Annotated in this window: 26 protein-coding genes, 1 tRNA gene and 1 pseudogene; 12 read left to right on the top strand and 16 right to left on the bottom strand. The window is 68.5% G+C overall.

What is annotated here, in order from left to right:
- Nucleotides 1-58 precede the first annotated feature (58 nt).
- Together DDF62_RS19645 and DDF62_RS19640 are read right to left on the bottom strand one after the other, a co-directional pair.
- Nucleotides 59-799, bottom strand: a complete 741-nt coding sequence (locus DDF62_RS19645) for a GNAT family N-acetyltransferase (protein ID WP_116490636.1) — start codon at nt 797-799, stop codon at nt 59-61.
- On the bottom strand, nt 796-1,416 hold the full coding sequence (locus tag DDF62_RS19640) for a TlpA family protein disulfide reductase (protein ID WP_116490635.1): 621 nt from the start codon (nt 1,414-1,416) through the stop codon (nt 796-798). The genes DDF62_RS19645 and DDF62_RS19640 overlap by 4 nt, the downstream gene beginning before the upstream one ends.
- Here DDF62_RS19640 and argH point away from each other — a divergent pair, their 5' ends adjacent.
- Together argH and DDF62_RS19630 are read left to right on the top strand one after the other, a co-directional pair.
- Nucleotides 1,417-2,835 carry an argininosuccinate lyase gene (gene argH, locus DDF62_RS19635; protein ID WP_116490634.1) on the top strand — a complete coding sequence of 473 codons (1,419 nt, stop codon included), beginning with the start codon at nt 1,417-1,419 and terminating at the stop codon, nt 2,833-2,835.
- Nucleotides 2,832-3,146, top strand: a complete 315-nt coding sequence (locus DDF62_RS19630) for a hypothetical protein (protein ID WP_165828845.1) — start codon at nt 2,832-2,834, stop codon at nt 3,144-3,146. Before argH ends, DDF62_RS19630 begins: the two co-directional genes overlap by 4 nt.
- 4 nt (nt 3,147-3,150) lie before the next feature.
- On the opposite strand, the pseudogene DDF62_RS26320 reads toward DDF62_RS19630, so the two are convergent.
- Nucleotides 3,151-3,238, bottom strand: a pseudogene (locus DDF62_RS26320) (hypothetical protein); the annotation flags it as partial.
- Between the two features lie 43 nt (nt 3,239-3,281).
- On the opposite strand from DDF62_RS26320, the gene lysA reads away from it, so the two are divergent.
- A complete protein-coding gene (gene lysA / locus DDF62_RS19625) occupies nt 3,282-4,547 on the top strand; it encodes a diaminopimelate decarboxylase (protein ID WP_116490632.1) in 1,266 nt (421 codons plus the stop codon).
- Nucleotides 4,548-4,750: 203 nt separating this feature from the next.
- Nucleotides 4,751-5,878: a chorismate synthase gene (aroC, locus tag DDF62_RS19620; protein ID WP_116490631.1), complete on the top strand. Its 1,128-nt coding sequence runs from the start codon at nt 4,751-4,753 to the stop codon at nt 5,876-5,878.
- Nucleotides 5,879-6,244: 366 nt separating this feature from the next.
- On the opposite strand, the gene DDF62_RS19615 is transcribed toward aroC, so the two are convergent.
- A complete protein-coding gene (locus tag DDF62_RS19615; RefSeq protein WP_116490630.1) occupies nt 6,245-6,460 on the bottom strand; it encodes a hypothetical protein in 216 nt (71 codons plus the stop codon).
- A 204-nt stretch (nt 6,461-6,664) separates the two neighbouring features.
- Here DDF62_RS19615 and DDF62_RS19610 point away from each other — a divergent pair, with 204 nt between their 5' ends.
- Nucleotides 6,665-6,895 (top strand): hypothetical protein, encoded by a 231-nt coding sequence (locus DDF62_RS19610; protein WP_116490629.1) that lies wholly within the window; start codon nt 6,665-6,667, stop codon nt 6,893-6,895.
- Nucleotides 6,896-6,898: 3 nt separating this feature from the next.
- Here DDF62_RS19610 and DDF62_RS19605 read toward each other — a convergent pair whose 3' ends face one another.
- The 5 genes from DDF62_RS19605 to queC form a co-directional block, all read right to left on the bottom strand.
- Nucleotides 6,899-7,294: a YciI family protein gene (locus tag DDF62_RS19605; protein WP_116490628.1), complete on the bottom strand. Its 396-nt coding sequence runs from the start codon at nt 7,292-7,294 to the stop codon at nt 6,899-6,901.
- Between the two features lie 66 nt (nt 7,295-7,360).
- Entirely contained in the window at nt 7,361-7,834 is a 474-nt protein-coding gene (locus DDF62_RS19600) for a recombinase family protein (protein ID WP_165832302.1), read from the bottom strand.
- A gap of 205 nt (nt 7,835-8,039) precedes the next feature.
- On the bottom strand, nt 8,040-8,408 hold the full coding sequence (locus tag DDF62_RS19595; protein WP_116490626.1) for a 6-pyruvoyl trahydropterin synthase family protein: 369 nt from the start codon (nt 8,406-8,408) through the stop codon (nt 8,040-8,042).
- Nucleotides 8,409-8,479: 71 nt separating this feature from the next.
- Nucleotides 8,480-9,112, bottom strand: coding sequence for a 7-carboxy-7-deazaguanine synthase (gene queE, locus DDF62_RS19590; RefSeq protein WP_116490687.1), 633 nt, complete (start codon nt 9,110-9,112; stop codon nt 8,480-8,482).
- Nucleotides 9,109-9,870, bottom strand: coding sequence for a 7-cyano-7-deazaguanine synthase QueC (gene queC / locus DDF62_RS19585; RefSeq protein ID WP_116490625.1), 762 nt, complete (start codon nt 9,868-9,870; stop codon nt 9,109-9,111). The genes queE and queC overlap by 4 nt, the downstream gene beginning before the upstream one ends.
- Nucleotides 9,871-10,343: 473 nt before the next feature.
- Between queC and DDF62_RS19580 the strand changes: the two genes are divergently transcribed.
- The 5 genes from DDF62_RS19580 (at nt 10,344) to DDF62_RS19560 (ending at nt 17,551) form a co-directional block, all read left to right on the top strand.
- The gene (locus DDF62_RS19580) at nt 10,344-13,334 is read left to right on the top strand and encodes a TonB-dependent receptor (protein WP_116490624.1); all 2,991 of its coding nucleotides are present in this window, start codon (nt 10,344-10,346) and stop codon (nt 13,332-13,334) included.
- 141 nt (nt 13,335-13,475) lie between these two features.
- Complete coding sequence (locus tag DDF62_RS19575) at nt 13,476-14,999, top strand: response regulator (protein ID WP_116490623.1); 1,524 nt, start codon at nt 13,476-13,478, stop codon at nt 14,997-14,999.
- A 164-nt stretch (nt 15,000-15,163) separates the two neighbouring features.
- Nucleotides 15,164-15,892, top strand: a complete 729-nt coding sequence (locus DDF62_RS19570; RefSeq protein ID WP_116490622.1) for a helix-turn-helix transcriptional regulator — start codon at nt 15,164-15,166, stop codon at nt 15,890-15,892.
- 294 nt (nt 15,893-16,186) lie between these two features.
- Nucleotides 16,187-17,008 carry an acyl-homoserine-lactone synthase gene (locus DDF62_RS19565; protein ID WP_116490621.1) on the top strand — a complete coding sequence of 274 codons (822 nt, stop codon included), beginning with the start codon at nt 16,187-16,189 and terminating at the stop codon, nt 17,006-17,008.
- Nucleotides 17,009-17,119: 111 nt separating this feature from the next.
- Nucleotides 17,120-17,551 carry a helix-turn-helix domain-containing protein gene (locus tag DDF62_RS19560; protein WP_058348070.1) on the top strand — a complete coding sequence of 144 codons (432 nt, stop codon included), beginning with the start codon at nt 17,120-17,122 and terminating at the stop codon, nt 17,549-17,551.
- 88 nt (nt 17,552-17,639) lie between these two features.
- Here DDF62_RS19560 and DDF62_RS19555 read toward each other — a convergent pair whose 3' ends face one another.
- From DDF62_RS19555 to DDF62_RS19540, 4 genes are all read right to left on the bottom strand, one after another.
- Nucleotides 17,640-17,993: a PilZ domain-containing protein gene (locus tag DDF62_RS19555; RefSeq protein WP_116490620.1), complete on the bottom strand. Its 354-nt coding sequence runs from the start codon at nt 17,991-17,993 to the stop codon at nt 17,640-17,642.
- A gap of 96 nt (nt 17,994-18,089) precedes the next feature.
- Complete coding sequence (locus DDF62_RS19550; RefSeq protein ID WP_208866898.1) at nt 18,090-18,461, bottom strand: hypothetical protein; 372 nt, start codon at nt 18,459-18,461, stop codon at nt 18,090-18,092.
- 38 nt (nt 18,462-18,499) lie between these two features.
- On the bottom strand, nt 18,500-20,149 hold the full coding sequence (locus tag DDF62_RS19545; RefSeq protein ID WP_244286871.1) for a pilus assembly protein TadG-related protein: 1,650 nt from the start codon (nt 20,147-20,149) through the stop codon (nt 18,500-18,502).
- On the bottom strand, nt 20,150-20,575 hold the full coding sequence (locus DDF62_RS19540) for a TadE family protein (RefSeq protein ID WP_116490619.1): 426 nt from the start codon (nt 20,573-20,575) through the stop codon (nt 20,150-20,152).
- A 262-nt stretch (nt 20,576-20,837) separates the two neighbouring features.
- Here DDF62_RS19540 and DDF62_RS19535 point away from each other — a divergent pair, with 262 nt between their 5' ends.
- Both DDF62_RS19535 and DDF62_RS19530 read left to right on the top strand, forming a co-directional pair.
- On the top strand, nt 20,838-21,740 hold the full coding sequence (locus DDF62_RS19535; protein ID WP_116490618.1) for a PAS domain-containing protein: 903 nt from the start codon (nt 20,838-20,840) through the stop codon (nt 21,738-21,740).
- A 134-nt stretch (nt 21,741-21,874) separates the two neighbouring features.
- A complete protein-coding gene (locus DDF62_RS19530; RefSeq protein WP_116490617.1) occupies nt 21,875-22,264 on the top strand; it encodes a helix-turn-helix domain-containing protein in 390 nt (129 codons plus the stop codon).
- 11 nt (nt 22,265-22,275) lie between these two features.
- On the opposite strand, the gene DDF62_RS25425 is transcribed toward DDF62_RS19530, so the two are convergent.
- The 3 genes from DDF62_RS25425 to DDF62_RS19515 all read right to left on the bottom strand — a co-directional run bounded on the left by DDF62_RS25425 (nt 22,276) and on the right by DDF62_RS19515 (nt 24,186).
- A complete protein-coding gene (locus tag DDF62_RS25425) occupies nt 22,276-22,758 on the bottom strand; it encodes a protein activator of alkane oxidation PraB (protein WP_133244958.1) in 483 nt (160 codons plus the stop codon).
- Nucleotides 22,759-23,017: 259 nt separating this feature from the next.
- A tRNA-Met gene (locus DDF62_RS19520) sits at nt 23,018-23,094 on the bottom strand.
- A gap of 42 nt (nt 23,095-23,136) precedes the next feature.
- Nucleotides 23,137-24,186: a glycosyltransferase gene (locus DDF62_RS19515; RefSeq protein ID WP_116490615.1), complete on the bottom strand. Its 1,050-nt coding sequence runs from the start codon at nt 24,184-24,186 to the stop codon at nt 23,137-23,139.
- Nucleotides 24,187-24,308 lie beyond the last annotated feature (122 nt).

Raw genomic sequence — 24,308 nt, 5'->3', positions numbered from 1 at the left:
GCGCGGAAATACGCGCCGCGCCCCCGAGGGCGATGAGCAACCGAAAAGCCGGCTCGCGTCAATCGCCGGCCGACCGGCTCCAGTAGCGATAGCGGTAGGCCGTCGAAAAACCGCGCGCCGCGTAGAGGGCGATGGCCGCGGCGTTGGCGTCCTCGACCTGCAGATAGGCCGTCCGCCCGCCCAGCGAGGCCGCCTCGGCCAGCAGGGCGCCCAGCACCCGGCGGGCCAGGCCACGGCGGCGGAAGTCCGGATCGGTGCGCATGCCGAAGATCCCGGCCGCCTCGCCGTCGACGGCGCAGGCGCCGAGCGCGGCGGTGCGGCCGTCCAGGGTCAGCCGGGCGAACCGGGCCGGCGCGGGAATCCGGCCCAGCGCCTGCAGCCGCTCGTTGGCGTCGGCCGCATTGCCTTTCGCGGAGGCGACCAGCAGGGCCTCGAAAGCCGGATCGGGCTTGGCCGAAATCTCGACCTCCGGATCGGCGGCGCCGACGACCGGCCCGGTCATCAGCAGGGTCTCGCCGTGCGGGGCGTAGCCCCGGCGCGCCAGGCGGTCGGCCAGGTCAGCCGGCGCCGTCGCCCCGTCGGTCAGCTTGAAGCGGACCGGCAGGCCACGCTCGCCATAGAAGGCCTCGACGGTGTCGATGGCGCTGTCCGGATCGCGGTCCGGCGCGCCCAGCGGCCAGCAGGCGTTGATCCGCAGCGAGAAGCCGTCCGTGGCGTTCAACCGCCAGCCGCCCAGGCGTTCCCGCTCGCGCGCGGGCCAGGCGGCGTCGGCGATGGGCTCGAGAACCTCGGGGCTCATTTCTCTTTCAGCAGGGCTTCGACCAGGCCGCGGGCCTCGGGGCTGGACCAGTCGGCCTCGCCGGAGATGCGGGCGCGCTCGCGGCCCTGCTTGTCGTAGATCACCGTGGTCGGATAGCCGGCCGCGCGCGGCTGAAGGTCGAACGACATCTTGTAGGACTTGTCGCGGAACGAGACGAGCGGCCGGTTGGCGGCCATCTCGGCCTGGATCAGGTTGACGTCGCTGTCGCGGTCGACGCTGATCGGCAGCACCTTGACCGGCTGGGTCGCGTAGGCGGCCGCCAGCTTGGCCAGGGTGGGCATCTCCTTCTTGCAGGGCGCGCACCAGGTGGCCCACAGGTTCATGACCACCACCTGGCCCTTGAAGTCGGCAAGGGTGTGGGGCTGGTTGTCCATGTCGGTGAAGACGGTGGCCGGCGCGGCGCGCGGCTGGGCCGGCACGTCCAGCTTGGCTAAAGACCCCTTCTTGAATTCCTTGAGGTCGGCGAGCTCTGCGGGTTTGAACGAAGCCTGGGCGATGACGTATAGGACCGCGACGACGCCGACGAGCATGACGGCGCCGATCGCCCACTTCAGACCGTCGCGCTTGCGCGGCCCACCCGACTGGACTTCGCTCATATGACCGACAACGCCTCCAAATCGCCCGCCGCGAACGGCCAGGGCCAAGCCATGTGGGGCGGCAGGTTCTCGGCCAAGCCGGCCGAACTGATGCAGGCGATCAACGTCTCCATCGGTTTCGACAAGCGCCTGTGGGCGCAGGACCTGGCGGGCAGCCGCGCCCACGCGCGGATGTTGATCAGCCAGGGCGTCATTGCAAGCAGCGACGGCGAGGAAATCCTCGAAGGCCTGGCCAAGATCGAGGACGAGCTGGCCACCGGGACCTTCCCGTTCCGTGACGAGTACGAAGACATCCACATGAACATCGAGGCGCGGCTGCGCGAGCTGATCGGCCCGACCGCCGGCCGGCTGCACACCGCCCGCTCGCGCAACGACCAGGTGGCCGTCGACTTCCGCCTGTGGGTGCGCGACGCCGCCGACCGCTCGGCCGCCCAGTTGGTCGAGCTCCAGAAGGCCCTGCTGGCCCAGGCCGAGACCTATGCCGACGCCCTGATGCCGGGCTTCACCCACCTGCAGCCGGCCCAGCCAGTGACCTTCGGCCACCACCTGATGGCCTATGTCGAGATGTTCGGCCGCGACGCCAGCCGCTTCCGCGACGCCCGCGCCCGGATGAACGAGTGCCCGCTGGGCGCCGCCGCCCTGGCCGGCTCGCCCTTCCCGATCGACCGCCACCAGACGGCCGCCTCGCTGGGCTTCGATCGCCCGACCGCCAACTCGCTGGACAGCGTCTCCTCGCGCGACTTCGCCCTGGAAGCCCTGTCGGCCGCCTCGATCACCGCCACGCACCTGTCGCGCCTGGCCGAGGAGATCGTGCTGTGGACGACGCCGATGTTCGGCTTCATCAAGCTGACCGACGCCTTCACGACCGGCAGCTCGATCATGCCGCAGAAGAAGAACCCCGACGCGGCCGAGCTGATCCGCGCCAAGGTCGGCCGGATCCTGGGCAGCCTGACCACCCTGACCGTGGTCATGAAGGGCCTGCCGCTGGCCTATTCGAAGGACATGCAGGAGGACAAGGTCCCGACCTTCGAGGCCTTCGACGCCCTGGAGCTGTCCCTGCTGGCCATGGCCGGCATGATCGCCGACCTGACGCCCAACACCGAGAAGATGGCCGCCGCCGCTGGCGCCGGCTTCTCGACCGCCACCGATCTGGCCGACTGGCTGGTGCGCGAACTGAACATGCCTTTCCGTGACGCCCACCACGTGACAGGCTCGGCCGTGAAGGCTGCCGAGACCAAGGGCGTTGATCTGTCGGACCTGAGCCTGGGCGAATTCCAGGCCATCGAGCCGCGGATCACCGACGGGGTCTACGCCGTCCTCACCCCGGCCGCCTCGGCGGCCAGCCGCATGAGCTATGGCGGGACCGCCCCCGCCCAGGTCCGCGCCCAGATCGCGCGTTGGAAGGAAACCCTGGCATGATCCGTCCCGCCACCCTGATCGCCATCGCCGCCCTGGGCCTGACCGGCGCCGCCCTGTCGGCCTGCGGCAAGCAGGCCGAGCTGGAGCGCCCGGCTCCGTTGTGGGGTCCGGAGAAGAAGGCCGCCGAAGCCTCCAAGCGCCGCGAGGCCTCGGCCCGCGCCAACCAGCCGGCCCGCCCGAACGGCACGCAGGAGAACATCGACCCGGCCTCAAGCAACCGCACGACCCGCGCGGCTCCGCTGCGCGGCGCGCCGTCCGACCCGTTCGGCGGTCCGTCCGCCGCCGGCTTCCCGTCCTCGACGCCGAACTGACAATCCCTGCGTCCTTCGAGGCCCGCTGACGCGGGCGCCTCAGGATGAGGAGGGTCTGTGCTGAGTTCCTCATCCTGAGGTGCGAGGCGCAGCCGAGCCTCGAAGGACGCACGACCGACACCGAAAGCCCCTTAAGTGAACCACTTCGAATACGGCCCCGAGGGCCTGGCCTGCGAAGGCGTCCCCCTGGCCAGGATCGCGGCCGAGGTCGGCACGCCCGTCTATGTCTATTCCCGCGCCACCCTGGAGCGGCACTTCACGGTGTTCCGTGACGCCCTGGTCAATGCCGGGGTTGTCGATCCGCTGGTGGCCTATGCGGTGAAGGCCAACTCGAACGTGGCCGTGCTGAAGGTGCTGGGCGACTTGGGCGCCGGCGCCGACACGGTGTCGGAAGGCGAGGTGCGCCGCGCCCTGGCCGCCGGCATCCCCGGCGAGCGCATCGTGTTCTCGGGCGTGGGCAAGAAGCGCGACGAGATCGCCTTCGCGCTGAAGGCCGGCGTCGCCGAGATCAACGTCGAGTCCGAGCCGGAGATGGAGCTGATCGCCAGCGTCGCCGCCGAACTGGGCGTGCGGGCCAAGATCGCCTTCCGGGTCAACCCGGACGTCGCGGCCGGCGGTCACGCCAAGATCGCCACCGGCAAGTCGGAGAACAAGTTCGGCGTCTCGTTCGCCGAGGCCGCGCGCCTCTATGCCAACGCCAGCAACAACGCCGCGCTGGAGCCCATCGGCGTGGCCTGCCACATCGGCAGCCAGATCACCGACCTGGAGCCGATGCGCGCGGCCTTCACCAAGATGCGGGGCCTGGTCGAGCAGCTGATCGGCGAGGGCCTGTCGGTCGAGCGCCTGGATCTCGGCGGCGGCCTGGGCGTGCCCTATTTCAACCACCCCGAGCCCCCGCCCCCGGCCGCCTTCGCCGCGATGGTGGCCGAGGTCACCAAGGGCCTGCCGGTGAAGCTGGCCTTCGAGCCGGGCCGCGTCATCGCCGCCAACGCCGGCGTGATGGTGTCGGAAGTGATCCACGTCCACGAGCGCCCGGAAGGCCGCAAGTTCCTGGTCATCGACGCGGCCATGAACGACTTGGTGCGCCCGGCCATGTACGACGCCTTCCACGACATCCGCCCCGTGCATCCCAAGAGCGGCGAGAGCGTCTACGACGTCGTCGGCCCGGTCTGCGAGACCGGCGACACCTTCACCCGCGACCGCGCCCTGCCGCCGTTCGGGCCCGGCGACCTGGTCGCCTTCATGTCGGCCGGCGCCTACGGCTCGGCCATGGCCAGCGAATACAACACCCGCCCCCTCGTGCCCGAGGTGCTGGTCGACGGCGACCACTACGCCGTGATCCGCAAGCGCCCGACCTATGACGAGATGCTGGCCCGGGACCTGGTTCCGGACTGGGTCTGAGTTCAGTGCGTGGTCCTCGTCCTTCGACAAGCTCAGGATGAGGACCATTTCAGGCTCGGCGGATCAGTAGAGACCTCATCCTGAGCTTGTCGAAGGACGAGGTTTCGCCGCCCTGCCGGCAAATTCTTGCGCAACAACTGAAGCGCCGCCTTACCACCCGCAAAGTCTCGCCCCCAAACGCCCTTTGGGCTAGAAGCCTCGCCATGTCGCACAACACCTTCGGTCACCTGTTCCGCGTCACCACCTGGGGCGAGAGCCACGGGCCCGCCCTCGGCTGCGTCGTCGACGGCGTGCCGCCGGGCATCCTGCTGACCGCGGAAATGATCCAGGGCTTCCTCGACAAGCGCCGCCCGGGCAACGGCAAGTTCGTCACCCAGCGCCAGGAGCCGGACGCCGTGCGCATCCTGTCGGGCGTGTTCGAGGACGAACGCACCGGCGGCCAGCGTACGACCGGCACGCCGATCAGCCTGATGATCGAGAACACCGACCAGCGGTCCAAGGACTATGGCGAGATCGCCCAGGCCTTCCGCCCCGGTCACGCCGACTATCCCTATTTCGCCAAGTACGGCGTGCGCGACTATCGCGGCGGCGGGCGCAGCTCGGCCCGCGAGACGGCCGCGCGGGTCGCGGCCGGCGCCGTGGCGCGGCTGGTGATCCCGGGCGTCATGGTGCGCGCGGCCCTGGTGCAGATCGGTCCGCACAAGATCGACCGGGCGAACTGGGACTGGGCGCAGACCGAGGAAAATCCCTACTGGTCGCCGGACGCCGCGATCATTCCGGTGTGGGAAGAGCACCTGGAGACGATCCGCAAGGCCGGCTCCTCGACCGGCGCCGTGGTGGAAGTCGAAGCTGTCGGCGTGCCGGCCGGCTGGGGCGCGCCGCTCTACGGCAAGCTCGACGCCGAACTGGCCAGCGCCCTGATGTCGATCAACGCCGCCAAGGGCGTCGAGATCGGCGAGGGCTTCGACAGCGCCGCCCTGACCGGCGAGGACAACGCCGACATGATGCGCCTTGGCCCGAACGGCGAGCCGGAATTCCTGTCCAACCACGCCGGCGGCGTGCTGGGCGGCCTGTCGACCGGCCAGCCGGTCGTGGCGCGCGTGGCCTTCAAGCCGACCTCCTCGATCCTGATCCCCCGCCAGACCCTCAACGAGGCCGGCGAGGAGATCGACCTGCGCACCAAGGGCCGCCACGACCCCTGCGTGGGCATCCGCGGCGTGCCGGTGGTGGAAGCCATGACCGCCTGCGTGCTGGCCGACGCCTTCCTGCGCCACCGCGCCCAGACCGGCGGCGGCGCCTTCCTGCCGGGCGGCGGCGGCGAGCGGGTCTGAGGGCGTTGCTCAAGTAGCTCCCCCTGAAGGGGGAGCTGTCGGCGAAGCCGACTGAAGGGGAAGTCGCTGCTGACTCAGCAACCGCTTCGACCTCATCAGGAACTTCCCCCTCCGGCCTTCGGCCACCTCCCCCTTCGGGGGGAGGATCTTGGTCGGCGAACCTCCCCCTCTGGGGGAGGCGGCCGAAGGCCGGTGGGGGGACGGTTTCAGCTTTCGGAGCGGTGGGTCATTTCGCAATCACTCCCCCCACCGATCGCTGTGCGATCGCCTCCCCCACAGGGGGAGGTTCCTCAGCCTGCTCAGACCTTTCGAGTTCGGCTCAGGTTTGAGCGAGAGAGGCGGGTGGCGCGCGCTCGCTCGCAGGCTTTACCCCCGTCCCCGCCGCTCGCGCCAGTCTTCCGGGCGGGTGATCATCGACGGACGCAGGAAGGGCGACTGGACGCGGTCGTAGCCGGCGATGTCCGCGCCGCCGCAGATCATATCGAGCAGTTCCGAGCCGCTGAGGTCGGGAACGGGCTCACCGTGCAGCTCTCGCCACAGCGCCTGGGCCTCTTGCTTGATCATGTCTTCGCGGCGGGGCATCGGTCAGGTCTCGATCATTCGACAGCTGAACCACCGAACTTTCCAACTCGTTCCTGATTTTTTTCTTTACGAATATTAACACCGGCAAGCCGACGCATTTTCGCCACAAGAACTGTCGTCCTGCCGACAGCGTCTTCTGGTCGCGGAGATCGTAAACCTTTGATCGGCTACAACCCGTGGACCTTCGTTCCACGAGTTCATTTCATGCGCCCTTCCCGCCTGCTTCTCGTTCCCGCCCTGCTGGCCGTCGCCGTCGGCGCCCAGGGCTGCCTGGCCGTCGCCGCCGGCGGCGCCGTCGTTGGCGCGACCGGAGCCGTGGTCGGCACGGCTGGCAAGGTCGCCGTCGGAGCCGGCAAGGCCGTCATCCCGGGCGAGAGCAAGAAGGACCGCGAAAAGCGCGAGTTCCGCGAGTGGAAGAAAGCCCAGCGGGACTGACCTCTACTCCGCCGCCTGCGGAACCTGGTCGCCGACGGCCACGCCTTGCAGATAGAGCGACAGCGGCCGGATCTCGTAGGCGCCGGTCGGATTGGCCTCGCCCAGGGCGCGGGCCACGTCGAGGGCCTCGTCCATCGAGGCGCAGTCGACGATGTAGAAGCCCAGCATGGCTTCCTTGGTCTCGGCGTAGGGTCCGTCCATCACCACCGGCGGCTCCTGACCCTTGACCAGGGTCTTGGCCGAGCCGGTGAAGCCCAGGCGGCCGGCCGGCCCCAGCTTACCCTCGGCATAGAGCCGGTCGTGGACCACCGATAGCTTGGCCATCACCGCCTCGTCCTCGGCCTTGCTCCAGCCGGAGACCAGGTCCTGATCGTTGTAGCAGAGGATGGCGTAGAGCACGGCGGGACCTCCCGGGTCGTTGGTGACGAGAGGGGTATCGCGACCGCCGTTCTGTGGAAAGAGCCCTCAGGCCTGCGGCGGCGGCTCTGCGTCCGTTTCCGACGCAGGCTCCTCGGCCTCCGCCTCGGTCGGCGCGGGACGCGGACGGCCCAGGCGGACGATCTTCTCTTCGGCGGTGCGCACCATGCGGGTCTGGTCGTTGAATTGCAGCAACTGGGCGCAGACCGGGAAGAAGCCGCCCGGCATGCGGGTGTCGATCCCCTCGCTCAGGCTCATCAGATAGACGCCGGCCGCCTGCAGCTTGCCCATGACGTGCAACAGGTCGACGATATGGGCGGCGAAGGCGTGCAGGCTGGGAACCACCAGCAGGTCGCCAGGCCTGGCCGAGGCGATGGCCGCCTCCAGGCCCGGCTTGTGCACGGCCAGCGCGTAGCAGGCGTCGTGGTGCAGCGCCTGGCAGCCGGCGGCCGTCAGCTTGTCCGCCAGGGGTCCGTCGAAGGTCGCGCCCCGAACGGGCGGGACCCGGAAGTAGCCGATCATCCGCATGGCGCGTGTGTGGCGAACTCCGCGCCGCCGCGAAAGAGGCGGCGGCGTCAAAGTCGGGGATAAACGAACCTCCCCCTTTGGGGGAGGTGATCGCGAAGCGATCGGTGGGGGGAGTATTTTCGAAATCGGCCGACGCGGTGGACGCTGAAAACTTCCCCCCACCGGCCTTCGGCCGCCTCCCCCCACAGGGGGAGGTTCCTTAAAGCGTCAGCGCGCAGCTCTCGCCGATGGTCGGGCGCGACAGCACCACGCGCGACAGGCCGGGGAACTGCGGCTTCAGGCGCTCGGCGAAATAGAGGCAGATGCGCTCCAGGGTCGGGCTCTCCAGCCCCGGGCGATCGTTGAGCAGGCCATGGTCGAGCTCGGTGGCCACCGCCTTCAAGGCGACGTCCAGGCTCTCGAGGTCAGCAACCCAGCCGGCCGCCAGCATGGGACCCTTCACGCTGGCCTCGACGCGGAACGAGTGGCCGTGCAGGCGGCGATAGCGGTGATCGCCGGGGCCTTGCTCAATGTAGTGGGCCGCATCGAAATGCGCGGCCTTCGTGATCTCGAAGACGGGTTCGGACATGGACTTCTTTTATGACTAGGCCTGGGAGGCTCTAGCGCGCGGTCCTGTCACCAAACCGAGCGCCCTATCCATCAGGGCAGGCCGAGATACTTGTGTGTCTGGACGCTTAAACGCCATTTGGGGTGGGCAAGGCAATAGGCGACGGCCAATTGCGTGTTCCTGTCGCGGTCCGGGCCGTCCATCGGTTGCAGGTAGAAGCGCTCGAAATCCATGGCCTCGAAGCGCTCGGGCATGGCCTTTTCCTGCGGGAAGACGAGCTTCAGCTCCTGACCCGAGGTCTGGACGACGGGGGCGTCGGCCTTGGGGCTGACGCAGATCCAGTCGATGCCGTCGATGGCCGGCAGGGTGCCGTTGCTTTCCATGGCGATCTGGAAGCCGCGCGCATGCAGGGCCTCGACGATGGCCGCGTCCAGTTGCAGCAGCGGCTCGCCGCCGGTGCAGACCACCAGCCGGTCGTCCAGGCCGCCAGTCCAGGCCGCCTCCACTGCGTTCGCCAGATCGTCGGCGGTGGCGAACTTGCCGCCGCCCTCCCCGTCCGTTCCGACGAAGTCGGTGTCGCAGAAGGTGCAGACGGCCTTGGCGCGGTCCTGCTCGCGGCCGGTCCACAGGTTGCAGCCCGAGAAGCGGCAGAACACGGCCGCCTTGCCCGCCTGGCCGCCTTCGCCTTGCAGGGTCAGGAAGATCTCTTTGACGGAATAGGTCACGGGACCAGCGCCTCGCGCCCGGCCGCGTCCCATTCGGCGTAGCCCTTCTCGCGCAGTTCACAGGCCGGGCATTCGCCGCAGCCGTGGCCCCAAGGGTGAAGCTCGCCCCGTTCGCCCTGGTAGCAGGTATGGCTCTCGACCACGATCAGGTCGACCAGGTCCTCGCCGCCCAGCTGCTTGGCCAGGGCCCAGGTCTGGGCCTTGGTCAGGTGCATCAGCGGCGTCTCGACGCGGAAACTGCGGTCCATGCCCAGGTTCATGGCGCTCTGCATGGCGTCCAGAGTATCGCGCCGGCAGTCGGGATAGCCCGAGAAGTCGGTCTCGCACATGCCGCCGACCAGGGCGTCGATGCCCCGGCGATCGGCCAGGGCCGCGGCGTAGATCAGGAACACCAGGTTGCGGCCGGGCACGAAGGTCGACGGCAGGCCGCGCTCGGTCATCTCGATGGCGCGGTCGGCGGTCAGGGCCGACTGGGCCACGGCGCCGAAGCTCCTGATGTCGAGCACATGGTCCTCGCCCAGGCGGTCGGCCCAGTGCGGAAAGCGGGCGGCGACCTGGTGACGGACGGCCTGGCGGGCCTCCATTTCGATGGAGTGGCGCTGGCCGTAGTCGAAACCCAGGGTCTCGACGCGCTCGTAGCGCTCGAGCGCCCAGGCCAGGCAGACGCTGGAGTCCTGGCCGCCGGAGAACAGCACCAGGGCGGCGCCCGAGGGCGCGGAAGGCCCCGAAGGAGAAGAAGACAGGGAAGATGCGGACATGCCGCTCCTCTACACGACCTTGGCTTCGGCTGGAACGGCGGCGCGCGGCGGGGCCAGGCGCCCGGCATTCAGGGAACGCCGTTTTGCGCTGTACCTTTTACGGGAATGAGACAAGATACCCGGCGTGGGGGAGCGGATTTCCTCGCTGTATTCAGCCTGTCCGCACGCTTGACCCTAGGTCAGGCGATACACCCGTTTTTCTAATTTTTGAGAAAACGCCTAGTTACAACAATTGGGTGACGTTGCGGAAAGTGAAAAGCCGTAACCTATCGCTGTTTACTTACAGCGCCGCCAGTTGACAGCCAAAGAACGCAAGTATGCAATCTCGCAAAGTCGAAGCAGGTCTGCCGGACACCTGCGCGCCGATCTCCGCAAAGGAGATACGACAATGAAAACGTGCGGCGACGAGGAAACAACGGGACGCGGATAGGGGCCGCCGACAAGGCGTCATCGCGTCCAGGGAGGGATTTCGAATGACGCAGACCCCGCGCTTGCGGCGCCTCTTGGCCATGGGCGCTTCCGCCGCCGTACTGACCGCCGTGGCCGCCCCGGCCTTCGCCCAGACTCAGGTTCCGGCCAAGCCGGCCTCCGACAACGTGATCGAGGAACTGGTCGTCACCGCCCAGAAGAAGGAGGAAGCCCTCCAGGACGTGCCGATCGCGGTCTCGGCCTTCAGCCAGGACAGCCTGGAAGCCCAGAAGATCGACGGCGGCCCCAACCTGCAGCAGGCCATCCCGAACGTCAGCTTCGGCAAGAGCAACTTCACCAACAGCTTCAACTTCCAGATCCGCGGCATCGGCTCCAAGGGCGTCGGCGTCTCGGCCGACAGCGGCGTGGGCGTGCACGTCAACAACGCGCCGCTTCAGGCCAGCAACCTGTTCGAGGCCGAGTTCTACGACGTGGAGCGGGTGGAAGTGCTGCGCGGCCCGCAGGGCACGCTCTACGGCCGCAACGCCACCGGCGGCGTCGTCAACATCATCACCGCCAAGCCGTCCGACCGCTTCGAGGCCCTGGGCCGCGTCGAGTACGGCAACTACGACACCAAGAAGGTGCGCGGGATGGTCAACATCCCGATCGTCGAGGAGAAGATGGCCCTGCGCATCGCGGGCGCCCTGGTGCAGCGCGACGGTTTCGTCACCAACACCTTCAACAACCACAAGGTCGACGACCGCGACCTCTATTCCACGCGCGTCAGCCTGGCGGTGAACCCGAACGAGCGCCTGCGCGTCAACCTGATGTGGGAACACTTCAAGGAAGACGACAACCGCGCCCGTATCGGCAAGCAGCTCTGCACCAAGGACGACGGCCCCGCCACGGTCGGCGGCGTCGCCACCGGCACGTCGCGCCGCTACCTCACGCAAGGCTGCGCCTCGGCCAGCCTCTACAGCAACGCCGCCTACGGCACGGTCAACACGTCCGGCACGCTCTACGGCGTTCTGGGCAACCTGGTGGGCTTCACCAGCGGCGATCTCAACGCCGGCGACACGGTGACCCGCGACCTGCGCGAGATCGAGACCCGCTTCGACCCGATCTACCGGTCGACCTCGGACGTCTACCAGTTCAACTTCGCCTACGACATCACCGACCAGCTGACCTTCACGTCGCTGAGCTCGATCAGCACCGGCGACATCTATTCCAAGCAGGACTACTTCCGGAACATCTCGCCGGGCACGTTCAACAACACGGCCCTGACGCCGGGCGGCAACTTCACCGACCCGCAGACCGGCACGGCCAACACCTTCCTGACCTATGACATCTCGAAATCCAACGCCAAGCAGATCAGCCAGGAGTTCCGCCTGCAGTCGGCCTTCGATGGCCCGATCAACTTCAACATCGGCGGCATCTATTTCGACTACCGCGGCGTCACCGACTACTACGTGGTCTCCAACGGCCTGACGATCTCGGCCCTGGCGCTGAACTTCCAGAACACCGGCAACCCGAACTGCAATCCGACCACCACGGCCAACTGCATCGGCATCGACACCTCGCCCAACCCGACCGGCGAGGGCCACAACTACTTCGACAACCGCACGCCCTACCACCTGAAGGCCACGGCGCTGTTCGGCGAGGTCTACTGGCAGGCCAGCGAGGACCTGAAGTTCACCCTGGGCCTGCGCCAGACCCACGACAAGAAGACCTCGGACAACATCTCGACCGCCCTGCTCGCCCCTGGCTACGGCCTGATCACCGGCACGCCGGCGCAGCAGAAGTCGGACTTCAAGGAACTGACCGGGCGCCTGGGCTTCGACTACAAGGCCAACCTGCCGTTCACCGACGAGACCCTGCTCTACGCCTTCTATTCCAAGGGCTACAAGGGCGGCGGCGCCAACCCGCCGGGGGCCATCGGCGTGGCCGGCGTGGCGGCGACCTACCAGCCGGAATTCGTCAACGCCTACGAGATCGGGGCCAAGAACACCCTGCTGGGCGGCAGCCTGCTGCTGAACGCCACCGGCTTCTACTACGACTACCAGGGCTACCAGATCTCGAAGATCGTCAACCGCACCTCGGTCAACGAGAACATCGACGCCAAGGTCTGGGGCGTCGAACTTGAAACCCTGTGGCAGCCGGTCAAGGGCCTGCGCCTCAACGCCAATGTCGGCTACCTGAACACCCAGATCAAGGACGGCGTGTCCTCGATCGACGTGATGAACCGCACCCAGAGCGACGCGGCCCTGACCCTGGTCAAGGCCGCCCGGCCGACCGCGGCGCTGGGCAGCAACTGCGTGCTGACCACCGCCGGCGTGGCCACCATCATCGGCGCGGGCCTGGGCGGCACCCTGCCGCTGGCCTGCGCCGGACCCGGCACCGGCGCCAGCAGCTATTACAGCAACCTGGCCAACACCCTCTACACCCTGCCCACCGCCTCGGGCGGGGCTGGTTTGACCGCGGCCCAGGCCACGGCGGTGCAGACCATCCTGGCGGCGGCCGGCGGCCCCGCGGCCGGGGCCTCGACCCTGGCCGGGGCCCTGATCTCGCAGGGCTTCACCCCGGCCCAGGCCACCGGCCTGGTGACGGTGGCGCTGACGGCCAACACCCTGGCCAACGGCGTGGGCCTCTACAACTACGCCGCCGGGGCCTCGATCGACGGCCGCGCCGCAGACCTGTCGGGCAACGAGCTGCCGAACTCGCCGCACTGGACCCTGTCGCTCGGAGCCCAATACACCTGGGACCTGCCGTCCGGCTGGGCCGCCACCGTGCGCGGCGACTACTACCGCCAGAGCGAGCAGTACGCCCGCATCTACAACACCGAGTACGACCGGCTGAAATCCTGGGAGAACGTCAACCTGACGCTCAAGATCGAAAAGCCGGAACTGGGCCTGTCGATCGACGCCTATGTGAAGAACCTGCTGAACAAGACGCCGATCACCGACGCCTACACCACCGACGACACCTCGGGCCTGTTCACCAATGTCTACACGCTGGAACCGCGCCTCTACGGGGTCAGCCTGACCAAGACCTGGTGAACCTGATCGGGCCGGATCGGCTCGAGACGGGGGCGGCGGAGCCAATCCGCCGCCCCTTTTGCTTTCAGTGCTGTGACTTAACGACTCTGCAAGGCCAAGTCGTCCAAGCTGTGAATTCCCCGACGACCAGCCCCCGGCCGCATGGAAACGCTCGCCCGCCTCATCGATCGCCGCGACCCGGTCGATCCCCGCACGTCCTGCCGGACGGTGCTGGAGATCTTCGCGAGCGAGCCCGCCCTCGCGGCCCTGGCGGTGACGCAGGACGGCGCGCCCATCGGCCTGGTCTATCGCGACGTCTTCGTCGGCCAGATGCTGGTCGCCGCCGAACAGCTGAACGAACGCCCCGTGTCGGAGGTCATGGACCCCGAACCGCGCAGCGTGCGCGTGGCGATGGAGCCCGGCGTCTTCGTCGACGCCCTGGCCCAGAGCGCCACACCCGTCTTCCGCACCGCCTTCGTCGCCACCGACGAGGACGACCTCTATGTCGGCGTCGGGGGCCTGGCCTCGCTGCTCGCCTCGCACCGCCGCAAGCAGCGCGAAGCCCGCGAGGCCATGGGCCTGGTCGAGCGCATGGCGCATGACATCGGCCTGCACCTGGACGGCGTCCAGGCCTTCACCGACCGGCTGGAACAGCAGCGCCTGGCGCCCGACGCGGCCGCCTGCGTGCGCGCCATCAGCGACACCAGCCGCGACATGAGCGACATCCTGGGTCGGGCCATGGACCTGCACCGGGCCGCGACCGGCGGCCTGTCGCTGTCGCCCGCGCCGACCCGCCTGCGCGACCTGGCCGACGCGGTCGAGGCCCGCTGGGCGCCGCGCGCCGCCGAAAGCGGCTCGACCCTGCTGTTCTCCTATGACGGCGACCCCGAGGCCGCCGCCCTGGTCGACCCCTCGCGCCTGCTGCAGGTGTTCGACGCCCTGATCGACGGCGCCCTGGCCCATGGCCGCGGCGTGATCGAGGCCAGCCTGCGGGCCCGTCTCGACGACGGCCGCCTGCGCCTGGAAGGCGACGTGCGCGACAACGCCGCCGCGGTCACCGCCGAGGAACGCCTGGCCCGCGTGTTCGACCCGCTGGGCGAAGGCCGCATGGACGACCGCGCCGAGATGGCCCTGGGCGTGGGCATGGCCCTGGCCCACCGCGTGCTGCGCGAGATGGGCGGCCAGGTGCGCGCCGAACCCAATCGCGGCGCCGGCCTGACCCTGCGCTTCGCCCTCACCGCCCCGGCCGCCCAGGTCGAGACCCACGACGAGGAAGACCTCAGCGTCTCGGCCCGCCCCGCCCATATCCTGATCGTCGACGACAACGCCACCAACCGCATGGTCGCCGAGGCGCTGTGCGAGATGTTCGACTGCACCTCCGAGCAGGTGGCCGACGGCGTGGAGGCGGTCGAGGCCGCCCGCACCGGCCGCTTCGACCTGATCCTGATGGACATCAAGATGCCGCGCATGGACGGGGTGGCCGCCACCCGCGCCATCCGCGAGCTGCCCGGCCCGGCCGGCGCCGCCCCGATCGTCGCCCTGACCGCCAACGCCGGCCCCGAGGACGTCGCCGTCTATCTGGCCGCCGGCATGCAGGACGTGGTCGAAAAGCCGATCAAGCCCGAGCGCCTGGCCATCGTGCTGAGCGCCCTGCTGGCCGGCGAGGACGAGCAGGAAGCCGCCTGAGCCCTTCGAGGCCAGTATACGAAACCTCAACCAGCGCGAAAGCCGGACGACCAAAAGTTGTCCCAAGTGTTAGCTTGAGTAAAGTCCGCGACACATCGACGCCGCTACTGGCGCCGCCGCTTCACCACCTCTAAGTTGATGAAGGAGCGGGAGACGATAGCGTCGTGTTGAATTCGGCCGAACAGCAGGCTTGGGAGTTCCTGAGCAAGGCGCCGCATTACGGCGCGCCAGCCGAAGTCGAAGCCCATTTCGGGCGCGCCCTGGCCGCCTTCGGCTACGACCGCTTCGCCGCCACCCTGGTCAACGCCGAGCGCTACGGCAAGGAGCCGCCGGCCCTGTCGCGCCAGGACTTCGAGGCCTGGGACTCCCGCTACTGGGGCGAGCGCTACGTGGTGCACGATCCCTGCGTGAAGCTGCTGCTGAAATCCTCCAAGTCGTTCGCCTGGACCGACGCCAAGCCCCTGGGCGACCAACGCGCCCACGCCATGTGGGGCGAGGCCTCCGAGTTCGGCATGAACGACGGCTATGTCGTGCGCGTATTCGGCCCCGCCGGCCACGAGGTGCTGATCCGCATGGCCACGGCCGCGCCCGACACCGACCCGGCCAGCCGCGCCGTGGTCGAAAGCCTGGCCACGGTGTTCGGCACCATCATGCTCAAGCACTGGGAACTGCAGGACGACAATCCCGAGTACGGGGTGATCTCCGAGCGCCAGGCCCAATGCCTCTACTGGGCCAGCCGCGGCAAGACCGACTGGGAGATCGGGGCGATCCTCGAGTTGTCGCCCCGCACCGTCCACCACCACATCGAAGCGGCCAAGAAGCGCCTGGGCGTGGTCAAGCGGCAGGAGGCTGTGATGAAGGCCGGCGAGTTGGGCCTGCTGAAAGCCGAGTGACCGCCCGCGAAACGCGCAACCAGAATGCGCGCGTAACGCTGGAATATGAAATTTCACAACCTTGAATGTGCGTCGATCATCTGTTAGATATTCGACATAGCGTTTCGCATGCGCCTTGCTTTGCCTTGCGAAGCCCTTTTGCGCCAAGGTGTGCGTCAGCGCACAGAAGCGCCCTCCCCGATCATTGGTAATGGCTGCACGGACTGGGGCGGCACGTCGCATAGGCCGTTTGGCCTATCGGCGATTGGGCGGATCATGCCGCCTAATGCGGGCTGTCCAGAACGGGGGACAGTCATGATCCACATCATCACCTGCGAAAACCGCCACCTCTACGGGCCCCAGCTGTGGGCCATGCACGAGGAACGCCGCAAGCAGTGCGTCGAGAAGAACGGCTGGGTCGACCTGGTCGTGCTCGATGGCGGCGAGGTCGACGACTACGACGACTCCCGCGCCATCTACCTGCTGGGTTTCGACGACGACATGCAGCTGGAGGTCGGCCTGCGCCTGCGGCCCACCGACGACCGCTGCATGCTGGCCGACAAGTTCGCCCACCTGATCGCGCCGGACGAGACCCCCAAGAAGGGTCACGACGTGTGGGAGGCCAGCCGCCTGTTCACCACCGAGGCCTATCGCGCCAAGAAGGGCCCGGGTCGGGGGACCCGGGTGTTCGAGGCCTGGGCCGCGGCCATGGAACTGGCGCTGGTCAACAACGTCGCCCGCTTCGTCGGCATGATCGACATGGCGCTGTACCCCGGCATCATGAACTCGCCGATCGACACGCGCCTCGTCGGACTGCCGCGCCCCTACGAGTTCGGAATCGTCGCCGGCTCGGAAATTCCCCTGTCGCAAGAACTGTTGCAGCGGGTGCGCGAATCGATCGCCATCGAATCGACGGTCGGCTATCACGTCGACGAACTCGACCTGCGGGCCTTCGGCGATCTCGCCGCCGTTCAGCGTCAGGTGCTGCGGGCGATGACGCCCCAGATTCTTCCGGGTTCGGAGCGTGACGAAACCCTTTCCGCAGAAGCGCTTTACCGCTTGCACGATGCGAGCGGCCAGGCTCGGCGGATCTGGAACGATCGCGGTCGGAAATCGGAGTTTCAGCTTAACGCTTAGGCGGAGCCCAAGCTCCACCTCAGCGACGTAGCGCCGCACCTGTCCTAGCTCGGCTTTCGCCAACGCCCCGGTCGTGTCATTTTACACAAACAACCGTTGGAGGCGAAAAAGTTGAGTGAAGAAACCGAAGGCCGGCGACCCAACCCGGTCGATCTGCACGTCGGCGGTCGAGTCCGTATGCGTCGCAAGCTGTTGGGCGTGAGCCAGGAACAACTGGCCGATTCCCTGGGCCTGACGTTCCAGCAGGTCCAAAAGTACGAGCGCGGCGCCAACCGCGTCAGCGCTTCGAAACTGTATGAGATCGCCCGCACCCTGCAAGTGCCGGTGTCCTTCTTCTTCGACGGTCTCGCCGATCCTATGAGCGGCGCCGAAGAGGACGAAGTCGGTCACCACGCCGAACGCGTCGTTCAGGAGTTCCTGACCACGCCGGAAGGCCTGGAACTGGCCGAGGTGTTCCCGAAGATCAATCGCGGCCGCGTCCGCCGCCAGGTCCTGGACCTCGTCCGCGCCATGGCCGAGGAAGCCGCCCGCGCCGACGCCTGATCCTCGCGATCATCGAGTAAAAGCTTAGAAGAGCCTCGCCTCCCCCCAGGCGAGGCTTTTTCTTTGGGGCCTGCTTCTCTGGAGCCTGTCAGCCAGTGCTGGCCCGGCTCTGGGCCGCCAGCCAGATCCGCTTGGCCGTCTGCAGGCTGGCGGGCGCCAGGCCCCGCAGGTCGTGGCTGCGCAGGAAGGTCAGGCCCAGCTCGCGGTCCTTGCGCCAGGCCACCTTCACGTCGTGCGCGAAGCCGCCGACCAGGTCCACCAGCTGCACGTTGGCCGGCGGGGTCGAGCCCGACAGCATCAGGATGCGCGCGCCGCCGTCCGAGACGTCCTTGATCACGCAGTCCCAGGCGAAGGCCCCGCACAGCACCTTGCCCGACCTGTTGGTGTTCAGGCGCGGCGCAGCGCGACGATCGGCCCCCGTGCCTGAATCAAACTTCGACATGACCTCAACAACGCACGGCGCGGTTAATCGGTCGTCGTTTTAGAAGGTTTTTCCGCCGTTTACCCAAGCTTGGCCGTGGATGGTTCGGTGGACGGCTCAGGCCGCGTCCCGCCCCGGCTCGGGCCGCCAGCCGTTGTTCAGCAGGTCCAGCGCCATCAGGTGCGCCAGCTCCAGCACCTGGCCCTCGAGGCTGTCGAGCAGCTCCAGGCGGCGCGAGGGCGACGGCGTGTGGGCGTAGAGCGCGCACAGCACGTGCAGGCGGGCGCGGATGCTGGGCGGCTGGAAGGTCGAATGCAGCACCGACGGCGTCGACAGCTCGGCGTCGGAAACCCCGCGGCGGCCGAACGGCCCCGACGGCGCGTCCTCGGGCGCGTCCCCGAGCCCCGGCCACGACGAGCTGCCGCGCCCCGCGCCTCCTTGCGCCGGCGCCTGAACCTGACCCTGCTGCTGCGACGACTTCCTGGACATCACGGAACTACGCTTTCCTTCCTCGGGGTTAGAACTCATCAGGCCACCAGGGCCGGGGCGCCGCAGCGCATGCCGTTGGTCCGCACGTCGGCCTCGCCCAGGCCCACGCCGACCAGGGCGGTCAGGCGGTTGATCGCCACGTCCAGCGGCGAGGCGGCGGCCGACAGCAGCGGCTTCAGCGCCGCCAGGATCGACGACTCGCCCAGGCCCAGCTGCAGGCCCAGCAGGTTGACGTCCAGCGACAGGTTTCCGATCAGGGTGGCCACCGTGGTCGACACCAGGTCGTTGGTCTTCACGGTCTTGACCGTGCCGGCCGCCACGTCGGCGCTGCTGAACACGACGTTGCGGAACGTCGCGCCGCCCAGGTCGACCTTCGACGAGCCGTCGACGGTGAACAGCGGGGCCTGGACGATGCGGCCCTTGGTGGGGGTCAGGCCGACCTTGAAGTTGTTGAGCTTGCTGGTGTCGACCTGGCCGATGGTCAGCGAGCCGACGCTGGGCTTGACCGCCAGCGTGGTCGTGCGGGCCTTGCAGTCCAGCGCGGCCAGCTTGGCCTCGCCCGAGGCCAGCTCGACCAGCAGGGGAACCTTGATCTGGGCCAGGCCGCCCAGGATGCCCGATCCCAGGAGCTTGGCCTCGACATAGAGGCGCGTCTGGGCGGTGCGGATCACCACCGACTTGTCCTGCGTCACGGTCATGTACGGCGAGTTGTTCATCGGCTCGCCGATGGCCAGCCAGGCGTCGACATCGGCCAGCCCCGGAACGGCCGCGCCCAGGTCCAGCTGCACCTGCCGGGCGCCGTTGCTGAGCATCAGCATGGCGTTGGCCAGCTGCATGGCGTCGGTGCCGATCCCGGCGCTGGATCCGCCGGCCACGTGGTCCTGGCGGCCGTAGGGACCCAGGTCGACCAGGGTGCTGAGCTTGACGCTCTGGCTGGAAGCCGTCGCCGAAGCCAGCACCGTGGCGGCGCTGGCGGCGCGGCTGTCGCCGGCGGCGTTCAGCACGTCGGCCAGCACCGACAGCGCCTTGCCCGTCTTCACGTCGGTGGCCAAAAGGTCGTCATAGCTGGCGGCGTTGATCCCCAGCTTGGTGTCCAGCGCGTCGAGATAGTCGAACAGGTCGACATCGGCGTCGGCCAGGGCGTTGTAGTCCATGACCGACAGGCTGACCTTGCTGCCGGTCAGGCCGGTCAGCAGGGCGTTGGCCACCCCGGCGTCGAGGCTGGCCAGCCGGGTGCCGATCGAGAAGCTGGCGAGGTCGGCGCGGGTGGCCGTGGCCTGGCGGCGGATCGGGATCTTCTTCTTGCCCAGCAGGGCCTGGCCGAAGAACAGGTCGGCCTCGCCGTCGAGCACCACGCGGGCGGCGTCGGGATCGACCTCGCCGGGCTTGAAGCGCTGGCTGGGGCCGCCGGTCGCGCGGGGGTCATAGCGGCCGCGCGCGACCTGCGCGGTGACCGCCCCGCCGACCGGGTTGATCTCGACCGTGGCGTTGGCCGCGGCCTGGGCGCGGGCGATATCGCTCGCGGCGGCCAGGGCCGCCAGGTCGGCCACGCCCTGCAGACGGCGCGACTGCAGGTAGACCGAGCCCACGTCGACGGCCAGGGCCGCCAGGCCGACGCCGCCCGTCAGGGTGGCGGCGGCGATGATCGCCACGCCCCCTTTCTGGTCGCGAAGCCAACGGCGCATCATTCAGTAGCCCCCCAGACGGACCGACGCCTGGCGCGTGATCATGCTCGACGGCATCGGCGCGATCTTGGCGAAGGCGAAGACGACGGTCTTGGAGGCGTCGTAGGAGACCGACACCACGGTGCGGTCGGACCGTTCGGTGACGGTGGTCTTCACCAGGGTCGTGTCGAGGGCGGAATAGTCGGCGATGCCCTCGGTCACGGCGGCCTTGGCCAGCGAGGCCCGCTCGGCCCCGGTCAGCCCGGCCACCGCCGCCCGCGCGGCGTCGTTGGCCACCTGCTGCACCGAGTGGGCCATCCAGAAATAGGCGCCCCAGCCGAGCATGCCCACCACGAGCATGATGAGCATCGGGCACACGAGGGCGAACTCGACCAGGGCGGTCCCGGTCCGGTCCGCGCCGAACTTCTGGAAGAACTGCTGTTTGCGCATCTACGCCTCCGCACATCCCTTCGGTTGCGCCGTAAGCGTAAGTCGACCTTGGCTGTCAGCGAGTTCTCACGGAAAATCCGCGTTATTTGAAGTTCGCGTAGTTGGGAACTTGGCCTTAGTGCGACGTTGTGCCGCTGGGATAACACTGTTGTCCCCAGACTCGCGTGGCGGTAACTTTAAGTCGCAACCAACCAACCATTCCGAGAGTTTGTTTCGGCGATTGCGGAGCGTCCGGATTTTGCGTGGACCTGGAGAGGGTGACATGAAGTCGCGCGACATCGCACCGGCGAGGGTGACCGCCGGGGAAATCAGCAGGAATTTCGGCCAGTGGCAGGACGTAGCCCTGTCTGGACCGGTGATCGTGACTCACCACGGCCGGCCACGGGTGGTGATGATCTCGGCCGAGCACTACGCGGCCGCGGGCCTGGCCGAAGGACCGGCCGGCTTCGATAACGATTCCGCCCTGCAGACCGCCGAGACGGCCCGCTCGGCGATCGTGGGACACTTGAACGAGGCCTTCGTGGCGCTCGACCCCGACCTCAAGATCACCGCGGTCAACCCGGTCTTCGAGGACCTCAAGGGCGCCAGCGCCGCCCAGTTGGTCGGCCTGGCCTGGACCGAGGTGTTCAGCGCCCCGGTGCAGGCCCTGATCGGCGAGCAGTTCCGCCGCGTGCTTCGCACCGGCGAGACGCTGGAGTTCGAGTCGGAGTCGACGGTGCAGTCGGGCCGCTGCTTCGGCGTGCGCGTGTTCCCCTACCCCGGTGGCGTGGCGGCGTTGTTCGTCAATCGCACCGAGGAACGCGACCTGCGCGCCCGCCTGGACCGCGCCGCGGCGCTGGAAACCGCCCTCTCGGTGCTGCCGGGCGTGGCCACCGCCCGCCTCAACATCCGCGGCGTGCTGACCTCGATGGACGCCGACTTCCTGCGGCTGACCGGCTTCTCCGAGGCCGAGCTGCGCGACTGCAGGCTCAGCGACATCGTCCGCCCGGCCGAGCGCCGCGCCCTGACCCAGGCCGTCGAGCACGCGCTGCAGGGCGATGCGCCCGCCCGCCTGCCCGTGACCCTGCTGGTCAAGGACGGGGCCGAGCGCACCATCGAACTGGCCCTGGCAACCGTGCGCCGCGACGGCGTTCCCGAAGGCGTGCTGGCGGTGCTGTCGACCTGACAAGGCCAGCCCCGGGCCGCGATCGAACTTGACCGGACGGAACATTCGCTCGGGCGCGCCGCCCTGCGCGCTTGTATTTTCGACGCCCGCGAGGCAAAGCCAAAACGTTGATTTTCGTATACGGAAATGACGTCATGGCGACGCCGCCTCCCACGCACCCGATCGACCGGCACGTCGGCGCGATGATCCGCGCCCATCGCCGCACGGCGGGCGTCTCGCAGGAGGAACTGGGCAGGGCCCTGGGCCTGACCTTCCAGCAGATCCAGAAGTACGAGACCGGCGAGAACCGCATCAGCGCCTCGAAACTGGTCGAGGTGGCCCGTGCGCTGTCGCTGCCCGTCGGCGCGTTGTTCGAGGGCGTCGACGTCGTCGCCGGCGGCGGCGAAAGCCTGATCGCCCGCTTCATGAGCCTGCGCGAAGCGGGCTCGTTCATGGAAGCCGCCGTCGCCCTGCCCGAACCGGTGCGCAACGAGCTCTTCCGACTGGCGACGGTGTACGTTGCCGAGGAGCAGGCGGCGGGCTGAGCCCGCCTGGCTTACATGATCGTCACGGAGTGCGAGGCGGTGAGCGTGCCGGTGACGCTGCATCCCGGCGATCCCGGGACCGTCGCGCCCGAGAAGGTGACGGTGCTGGGCGCCCCGTTCGTCCAGCTGGCGGTCGTCGCGCCGCCGCAGGTCCAGGGCGACGTGAAGCCCATCCAGATCATCACCGAAGACGTGCTGGTCGGCAGAACGATCCAGGGCGCGCCGCTGGCCGTCAGCAGATAGCCGCATGCCCAGTCGCCGGGCTGGATGGCCACGCTGGAGATCACCGCCGTGGCGCCGCTGGTGTCGATGCTGCCCGTCATCTCGACAGAGCAATCGACGCTCGTGGCCTGCGGGTGCGATACCGTCAGGTTTCCGCTCAGGGTGAAGTTCGCGACGGGACTGGGCGTGAACGTCGCGGCCGAAGCCGAACTGGCGGCGCCCGCGGTCGCGAGGGCAATGGCGGCGGACAGGACGGCGGCGCACTTGATCACGCTTAACTCCCCACGCGTTGTTGTTATCCTCTACCGATACTTACATTACTATAAGTTATTGGCAACAAGCCGCTCAACCCAGGGGGCGCGCGTCGCGGTCCACGATCGGCCAGGGCGGCGAACCGCTCGCGACCGGCGTCTCGGCGTACGCTGGAACGGAGTGGATGGACAGATCGTCCAAGGCTTCAAAAGCCAAGCCGACTTCGCCGCGACCAATCTGGAAGCGAAACGAATACAACGGATTGTCGGTAGGAACCGTTGGTGGCTGGGGGCGGGATCGAACCGCCGACCTGTGGGTTATGAATCCACCGCTCTAACCATCTGAGCTACCCAGCCGCCGAAGCGGAGCGGGCTTATAAGCGCAAACCGGGGCGGGCTTCAAGCCCGGTTTGCGATCTCATCCACAACTGCGCTCAAACGCCTGGCGAGGCTGTCGGGACCGTAGTCGGCCAACACGGCTTCACGGGCCTTTCGGCCGAAAGCGACCGAGGCGACAGGGTCGGCGATCAGGCCCGCCAGGGCGTCGGCCAGGGCCGCCGCGTCGCCGGGCGGCAGCAGGCGGCCGCTGGCGCCCTCGACGATCATCTCGTCGGGACCGGGAATGGCGCTGGCGGCGACCGGCAGGCCGACGGCCATGGCTTCCAGCAGCACCAGCGGGAAACCCTCCTGGTAGGACGGGAAGGCGAAGACGTCGCCGGCGGCCAGGAAGGCCGAGGCGTCGCGCCAGCCCACCAGGCGCACGCGGTCGCCCAGGCCATGCTCAGCGATAAGGCCCTCCAGCTTGCCGCGCTCGTCGCCCTCGCCGGCGATCTCGATCTCGAAGGCCAGGCCCCGGTCGCGCAGCAGCGCGGCGGCGGCGACCAGCACGTCGAAGCCCTTCTTGGGGTGCAGGCGGCCGGCGGCGACGATGCGCGGCGGCCGGCCGGCCTGGGCGAACGGCTGGGCCAGCGTCGTGGGAATCTTCACGGCGTTGGGCACGAAGTGCACGCGCTGCGCCGGGACGCCGCGCTCGACCGCCAGCTCGGCCAGGTGGCGGCCGACGCAGATATAGTCGGTGCGGGTGGTCTCGACGTCGAACACCGGCTTGTGGACGCAGATGGCCAGGCGCGTCTCTTTCGGCGCGGCCTTCTCGAACAGGCGGGCCGGCCGCTGGCCGTGGCTGAGGATGATCGCCGGCTTCACCGCCCGCACGATCCGCCTGGCCGCCGCCAGGGTCAGCGGGTCCCAGTCGGTATGGGCGGGCATGGACAGCAGCGGCGGGGTCCGCCCCGCCTGCGCCCTGGCCACCGCTCCACCGGTCCGGACCACGCCCGCGCAGATCACGCCCCGGCGCGCGGCCCAGGCCTCGAGGATCGGCTGATAGTCGAGGAACACCTGCTCCAGGCCGCCCAGACCCTTGCCCAGCATGGCGTGCAGGATGGCGGTCAAGGGCGGGCTCCGAAACGAATGGGGGAAGGGCCGGAAACTTCCCCGCGCCGCCCGTGGTGTCAATGCGCGGAAAGAGCGGGGCGCGACGGAAAACCGGGCGTCGCGGAAAATGGGCCGCCTCC

Source organism: Caulobacter radicis, assembly GCF_003094615.1.
GTDB lineage: Bacteria > Pseudomonadota > Alphaproteobacteria > Caulobacterales > Caulobacteraceae > Caulobacter > Caulobacter radicis.
Note: the sequence above shows the minus strand (reverse complement) of the source record. Positions and strands in the feature narration are given on the sequence as shown.